Below are 7,240 nucleotides of genomic sequence, written 5' to 3'. Positions count from 1 at the left end.
TGGTAGTTCTGGGTTATTCTTCCTCCGGGGACTATATATATTTGACCTCCCCCAGTGGCCTTTCCGAGTTTTAGGCAGTTCCATTCCCGAACTAGGAAACACCCTACAAGGAACTAACGCCTTAAATCCCATATTTGCCAGCGTCCTAATTCCCGTAGTCTTAATAGCATTATTCTTAGGACATCCTAGCTGGAAATGGTTTGCCATAGGTTCCAGTCTAGGCTTCGCAGCATTTTTAACAGTTAGTGCCATTTACGACCCAGCAGTGTGGGGCTTAGGAAGTAGCTACCTAGCACGGAGTTTTCTAATCATCAACGCCGTACTCTGTTATGGACTAGCACGGTTAGCATTAAAAACCGAAACTAAAACAGCATAATAGACAAAAAGCAGAGGGGCAGGGTGCAGGGTGCAGGGGAGAAGAGGCAGGGGGGCAGGGGGCAGGGGGAGAACAAACTTACTTAGAACTTTCTTCCCTCAGAACTCAGAACTCAGCACTCAGCACTCCTCACTCAGCACTCAGAACTCAGCACTCAGAACTCAGAACTCAGCACTCAGCACTCAGCACTCAGCACTCAGCACTTTTTTATGAGCATTACAGTTACAGGTAAAATTGAACGTCGAGATATTGGTACTGGCGCTTGGGCGTTAGTTACAGATGAGGGTAATACTTATGAAATCTTCAGAGGTGCTGACAAAAACTTGCTTAAAGCCGGACAAACAGCAAAAGTGACAGGACAGGTACGTGAAGATGTCATGACCATGGCCATGATAGGCCCTGTCCTGGAAATCAAATCATTTGAAGTAATCTAACTATCCGCCGAATTGATAACTTCTTGTAGACGAGTTCTAAACTCACCTTTGGGATGTCCTCCTTTAACTTCACCTTTAATCTGAAATTCTCCTTCTGGAGATTCGCAGATAATGTAAGTAGGCCATCCCATTTGTGATTTATCTGGATACTGAGACAACAAAACTTGGCGATATTTGCGGTAACTCGCCGTATCTTGCATTTTTACATCAATAAATTGCAACCCCAGTTCTTCAGCAACTTTTTTGTCATAAAAAGACATTTTGTGGCAGATGCCGCACTCTTCTGAAGAAAATTTAATAACAGCTAAACTCATAAGGCTATGTGAATATAAGCTTTAGGGAGCTTACCACAGCAATAAAAAATCAACAACAAAATTATGGGAAAATTAATGTTTTGAGCAAATACCAAACGCAATATTCCTGTAATATTCGGATGGGGAATTTCGCGAGGTTATTTAAAATGTCAAAGATAGCCCACAAGAATATAGATATTTAGCCAAAAATTATGATAAGCTAGATAAAACTACATTAATACATCTACGAAATGTAGTTTAGTCTCATAGCTAGGCGATAAGTTAGGCAACTCCATAAAAGTAATGCACAAATGCAATACTGGTATGCCTCAAAGATAATAGTGTTAGGGTGAAATAGCCTAGAAAGTGTGATCAGCACTAAAAATATTTGACAAACCTCTTCGGTGCAGAGGTTACTAAGTAGTTAGGGAATTAGCATAATTTGTAAATATATCTAGACAGTTCATTCTGTTTGGGCATATCATAGGGAAAGCTAGTTGTGCTACTATCAACCAACGTCTGATTGATACAGGATGCAAAAGCTTAATTGGTGTGATAACCTTGAAATACTTGGGAAAAGCCAATTATACAAACACTAATAACTTAAGTCATCTGTTAATTTTTTAACAGTCTCTTATTGGGAATATCAAGTTAAACTGTGAAAAAACTCAGATATGAAATGCTTGATATAAACAGAAAATAAAGTGTTTACTTCCATTTGTCCAGTTCTATCTATTTGTTTATAGGTAGTTTTGTACAAATCCTGAAAACTGGGTTAAAGTTAGGTTTGGTTAACAAAGTATGATAATCATAAAAATAAAAAACTATCCACAGTAGAATATTTTTAGAATCTTGAGTTATAATATTTTCCTAAGCATCTACAAATGAGCCAAGGCTATCGGCAGAAGACTGGGGAGTTAGTTATCAGGGTGCATCTACCAATTTAATCTTCGTTGCATCTCTACCATTTCCCGGAGAAATTTTCTCCAAACTGTGAATTGCATAAAAAAATCCCCCAACGAGTGTTAGCCGGTCAGGGGAGTTAGTTATCAGGGTGCATCTACCAATTTAATCTTCGTTGTATCTCTACCATTTCCCGGAGAAATTTTCTCCAAATTGTGATTTTCTGATATAAATCTGATCTAAGCAATGTCGATAGTTATGTCTTACAGCAGTTTTCATGTATTTAGGCGCAAATGTTCTCAGAATTTACAAATTTGCAATGCCGCAATCCAATTCAATTTCATTGCTATTTCTCTTCAAAAGTCCAAACTCCCTGATCCCATTCCAAATCTGTGGGCGGTGATTGCAACCAGTGGTTACAACGGATGAGATGCAATGTAGCAGCTTGGTCATGCTGGTCAACATCCAAAACTTTGGCAAATTCACCTCTGGCAGAGGTAAACCTGCGATTGAGGTAATACTCGCGTCCTTTCTGATAATGTTCAACTATTTGTGATTTTTTACTACTAATGGGGTCGGAACGCAAACCTACTAATTCGTAAATACCTACTGGCTCATTTCTACCTTTAACACGAATGCGGTCTAATTCCCTAACCCAAACTTTGTCTTTGCAAGGTTTATAAGTACTATCACTGATAATAATATCGCAACCGTACTGTTTAGTAATGCTTTCTAATCGTGAACCAAGATTAACTCCATCTCCAATTGCTGTAAATTCCATCCTTTTACTAGAGCCAATATTGCCACTGATCACAGTATCAGAATTCACCCCAATGCCGATTTTAATTCCAGGCTTACTATCAACTGAGCGACGTTGATTAAATTCCTGTAGGCGATGGCGCATTTCTATCGATGTTTGCACAGCCATCCAGGCGTGGTCTTCCAAAGGTAGGGGGGAACCAAAAACAGCCATGATAGCATCCCCGATATATTTATCTAGAGTGCCTTTATGTTTAAAAACTGCCTCTACCATTGACTCAAAGTAATCGTTGAGCATACTCACCACTTCTTCTGCTTGCAAACTTTCGGTCAAAGTGGTGTAACCGCGAATATCAGAGAATAAAATGGAAACTTCTTTGCGATCGCCTCCCAGTTTAGCATCATCCAATTTCAGCAATTCTTCTGCTAATTCCTGAGTCATATAGCGGTACATGGTATTTTTGAGACGTTTTTCATCGCTGATATCTTCCATTACTACCAACGCCCCCCGCACTTGCTTTTGATCTCTAGCATCAGCAATTGTGTTAATCGACAAATTAATACTGTGCTGTTCTAGATCATCACTCATCAATGTCCGGTCAGGGTAATATTGCTGGCGAAGCTTGAGATTTTTGGTTTGTAAAGAGTCTCTATACCACTTACTAAAGTCACCTTCTTTAATTGTGATTACTTCAGTAATTAATTTACCTTCTAAACGGTCTTGGGGTTTTAATCCTAATATCTGTCTGGCGCTTTCATTGGCTGCAATAATTGACCCGGACTGATCTGTGGAAATCACACCATCAGAAAGACTACGCAAAATATCCCGTTGCATTTGTTCTTGTTGCTTGACTGTGGCAAACAACTGAGCATTTTGCAATGCGACTCCTGCTTGAATATTAAAAGCTTCCATAAACTCTTCATCGTTGCGGTTGAAACTAGCTTGGAAGCATTCCGGGGCTTTTGGCCACATAGCCGGATTATATGCGGCAAAATCTCCTGATTTTCTTTTATTAACTAATTGTGTCACTCCAATTAATTCTTGATCAGTGTTGAATACTGGCATACACAGTAAACTACAGGTACGATAGCCATTCTGCTGATCCATTTGCTTGGCAGTATCTGAGTCAGGATGGTCATACAAGTCAAAGGGAATATTCAGCTTTTTTCCAGATGCCGCGACGATACCAGCAAAGCCTTTTCCCACAGGTACTCGTAACTTTCTAGTTGAGCCATCATCGTGGGTAATTTTAGTCCATAATTCATGGCGATCGCGATCTATAAGCCACAGAGTACTGCGATCAGCATTCATCAGTTCTTTAGCTTCTTGCATCACCCGTCTGAGAGTATCTTCTAAGTCCAGGCTACTTTGACTTAAAGACTTAATCGCCTTCATCAACGCTGCTAACGCCCTCTGTTTTTGAGTTGCTAGATAAAACGAGCGTGATGACTCCAAAATCAATCTAATTGAAGGAGCAAATTCTTGAAACAATTGTTCGTCAGCCTGACTAAAGCCTACCTGATCAATACGTTCAGAAATCGGATCATCTGCCTGATTCGATAACTTTAATTTATTTAATAATTGTGCCACTGCCACTAATTTTCCTTCCTCATTCAATAGTGGCAACGCTAACATTGTGTAGGTACGATAGCCGGTTCTTTTGTCTTGTTCTTTAGCAAAAACTGAGCGGGGATCTTGATAAAAATCGAAAGGAATATTTATAATTTTTTTAGAAGTAGCAACTTCACCTGCAATACCTTTATCGGCTGGAATCCGAATTTCTAGAGAATCTTTTCCTTCTCCTTCAGCTAAAATTGACCAAAGCTCATTTTTATCTTCATCTAACAAGAATATTGTTGTCCGGTCTGCTCCTAATAGTTCTCCGGTTTTGAAGGTAATGGAATGCAACATTTCTTGGAGAATTGTTTCAAACCCTTGAGTATCTAACATTCCTAGAGTTTGATGAACAATCTGTAATTTATGCTCAACTTCTGTGACAACTTGTTTGAAAGTATCCTGAGTCAAGGGAGCCAGAAACATCGAAATAGTGCCTTCTTTTTGAGCCAAATTACCTACAGAAATAGCATTTTGCTGCAAGTAATGATTTTCTTGGTTACTTAAATGTGCGTTCTCTCCAAAACTATTTTCTTGGACTGACATAAATAATTTTTGATATAGAATTAGATTAGATTTTAGGAATCATCAACATCACAGATAACGTCTAACTGTTCAGGCCTTACTCCTAACTAACATAGTTTATAACCCTTATATAGAAAAGCTTTTAACCAAACAACAAAAATTTGTTTGTTGCATTCGCTACGGGGTTATTTAATACTTTTGACTTTTGACTTTTGATTTTTAACTTCCCCTCCTGGGGTAATGCCTCCCGATACATAGCTTCTTGCGTAGCGTAGCCATAGGCTTTATGGTAATTCTTCCCTGAGCAACACCAGCAAAACTGGACTGTCTAAATCCGCTTTCTTGGTTAAACAAACAAAGTTGCCAGGTTTTGACCATGAAATCAATATCAAGGGTTTTATAGCCTGGCTCAAGAGGCTTCCTGTGGGTAGCCGCAATTCTAATCATTAGCTGCAAGATATGAGATTACCTACTGGTCAATGACGATATTTTTGGATATGGAGTTACCCAAAATTGAGCTAAGTTAACACTTCTACATAACACTACCCTTAATCCATCCTCTATGGCAACTACTTATTAGTTAAATATTTCTTAACTCCACTGTCAGGCAGACGTTAAAATTAGATTAGAATAATACTACCATTTTCCATAGAAGGGCAGGTATAAGAATTAAACTTTGTCTTGTATTTCCTGGCTGGCCAAAATGTAACGGCATAACTCACAAAATCCTTCCCCTTCAGCCGTCGTAGTCATATAAGTAGGTTGATATTGCAACTGATTTGCATATTGCAATACATTGGCCACACCTACAGAAACAGGAAAATAATCTTGGTTAAATAAACTTTCATCATTGGGACTATCACCAACGGTCAACACCTGTTCTGATGAAAATTCAGGCAAGTATTTTTGTAACACTTGCAATAATCCTCTGGCCTTATCCTGTCCTTGGGGTTTAATGTGACACTGCACATTACTATAAGTAAATCCCCAACCCATTTTTTGACAAAGATTACACAGTGTTTCTAATTGCCCTGGACTCAAATCTGCAACATCAAATGTCCAATCTGTAACTCGAAAACGATTGTCGGCAGATTCCTGAATTTGGGGAAATTTGGTTTTTAATGATTGAAAAGCTCCAATTAAACTCCGGCGATGGGCTTCTAAGTCAGCGATCGCGGTTAAAGTGATTGGTTGATTATGCCCCGGTGGATAGAACAAACCACCATTTTCAGCGATCGCACCCACCACAGGCAACAAGTTACTTAATCCACTCATCCATCCAGCTGAACGCCCGGTAACAATTAAGACTTTAATTTCAGCAGCAGCTAAATTTTCTAAAGTTTGCAGTAATCTCGCCGAGAATTTGCCTTTAGTCGTCAGCGTACCATCCATATCTGTAGCAATTAGGCGAATATTCCTGAACGCATCCTCGGACAGTTGTTTTAGAGTTAAAGGATGTCCCTTTGTGAAATTTGAGTGACTATACATATAAAATTTATGATCAGTTGTCAAAAATCACCATCATACAGCTAGATGGGACTCATAATTTGGGCATCCTAGAAAATAAGTCAAGCATTTCTTGTTTATAGTGACCAGTCATGAGAAATTCCATGTTCATTGCCCAATCTCCTTTAACAAAAACCACAAATATCTCCCAGCAGGTTATAGAAACTCAGCCTCAGTTACCACCAATTTTAGTTATGACCTCTGGTGGACTGTCCTTATCAGTGATTGCTTTAATCGTATATGGCAAACTCCAGGTGGAGAAGTTAGAGAAAAAAATTAAATTTGAAAAATTCCGGGTGCGAGAACTAGAAAAGAAGTTTAAACTAGCCCTGGAAACTATTCGCAAAATGGAAACTAATCCCGATTTGGTGAATTCACGGGATTTTAACTTAGATTATCTGCGAATGCGGATGTCAGAAGATGTTTTTCACTTTGCGATTGTGAATCAAATTAAAATTCAGGTCAAAGAGAAAATATCTCAAGCACTGCGTCCAAATCAAGCACAACAAGGAATTATTGGCATTGCTAGTAGCGCTGGACGGCAGGTAGATGAAATATTTGATGTGGAATATGAAACTGGTACTGGCGCAAGTGTGGCTAAACGAGTCCTGTTTCGCATTCAAGTCCGGTTAATCAAATTACCAACACAAGCGACTTCTGTTACTATTAGCCAAATTATTGACTGTGTTGAAACTTATCTTAGCCCAGTGGAAGGTGAGGATAATTGGCAACCAACAATTCAAGGACGGATTGCCCGTATGCATTGGGATCAAAAAGCTAAACCTACACCCCTATTAGTTCTAGAACAATCTAGCGAAGGTGTGAATGT

At 39.1% G+C, this 7,240-nt stretch carries 6 protein-coding genes; 3 read left to right on the top strand and 3 right to left on the bottom strand.

Annotated features, from left to right (window positions below):
• Both VB654_RS00915 and VB654_RS00910 read left to right on the top strand, forming a co-directional pair.
• Positions 1 to 376: DUF5942 domain-containing protein (locus VB654_RS00915; protein ID WP_323211395.1), on the top strand; the 376-nt coding region annotated here is incomplete at its 5' end.
• 209 nt (positions 377 to 585) lie between these two features.
• Positions 586 to 810, top strand: coding sequence for a hypothetical protein (locus tag VB654_RS00910; RefSeq protein WP_323211393.1), 225 nt, complete (start codon positions 586 to 588; stop codon positions 808 to 810).
• On the opposite strand, the gene VB654_RS00905 is transcribed toward VB654_RS00910, so the two are convergent.
• The 3 genes from VB654_RS00905 to VB654_RS00895 form a co-directional block, all read right to left on the bottom strand.
• Positions 807 to 1,124, bottom strand: a complete 318-nt coding sequence (locus tag VB654_RS00905) for a thioredoxin family protein (RefSeq protein ID WP_323211391.1) — start codon at positions 1,122 to 1,124, stop codon at positions 807 to 809. The two genes, VB654_RS00910 and VB654_RS00905, sit on opposite strands and share 4 nt — an antisense overlap.
• 1,228 nt (positions 1,125 to 2,352) lie before the next feature.
• Positions 2,353 to 4,926, bottom strand: a complete 2,574-nt coding sequence (locus VB654_RS00900) for a GAF domain-containing protein (RefSeq protein WP_323211390.1) — start codon at positions 4,924 to 4,926, stop codon at positions 2,353 to 2,355.
• Positions 4,927 to 5,574: 648 nt separating this feature from the next.
• A complete protein-coding gene (locus VB654_RS00895; protein WP_323211389.1) occupies positions 5,575 to 6,393 on the bottom strand; it encodes an HAD family hydrolase in 819 nt (272 codons plus the stop codon).
• Between the two features lie 122 nt (positions 6,394 to 6,515).
• On the opposite strand from VB654_RS00895, the gene VB654_RS00890 reads away from it, so the two are divergent.
• The coding region (locus tag VB654_RS00890; RefSeq protein ID WP_416235645.1) for a hypothetical protein at positions 6,516 to 7,240 on the top strand (725 nt) is incomplete at its 3' end.

The organism is Nodularia sp. UHCC 0506 (assembly GCF_034931045.1).
In the GTDB taxonomy this organism is placed as follows: Bacteria; Cyanobacteriota; Cyanobacteriia; order Cyanobacteriales; family Nostocaceae; genus Nodularia.
The sequence above is the reverse complement of the archived record's forward strand: the minus strand, read 5'-3'. Positions and strand labels throughout refer to the sequence as shown.

What these genes read in the sequence shown, in the direction of transcription:
- VB654_RS00910 (WP_323211393.1), top strand. Translation starts at nt 586, where the DNA reads ATGAGCATTACAGTTACAGGTAAAATTGAACGTCGAGATATTGGTACT.
- VB654_RS00905 (WP_323211391.1), bottom strand. Translation starts at nt 1,124, where the DNA reads ATGAGTTTAGCTGTTATTAAATTTTCTTCAGAAGAGTGCGGCATCTGC.
- VB654_RS00900 (WP_323211390.1), bottom strand. Translation starts at nt 4,926, where the DNA reads ATGTCAGTCCAAGAAAATAGTTTTGGAGAGAACGCACATTTAAGTAAC.
- VB654_RS00895 (WP_323211389.1), bottom strand. Translation starts at nt 6,393, where the DNA reads ATGTATAGTCACTCAAATTTCACAAAGGGACATCCTTTAACTCTAAAA.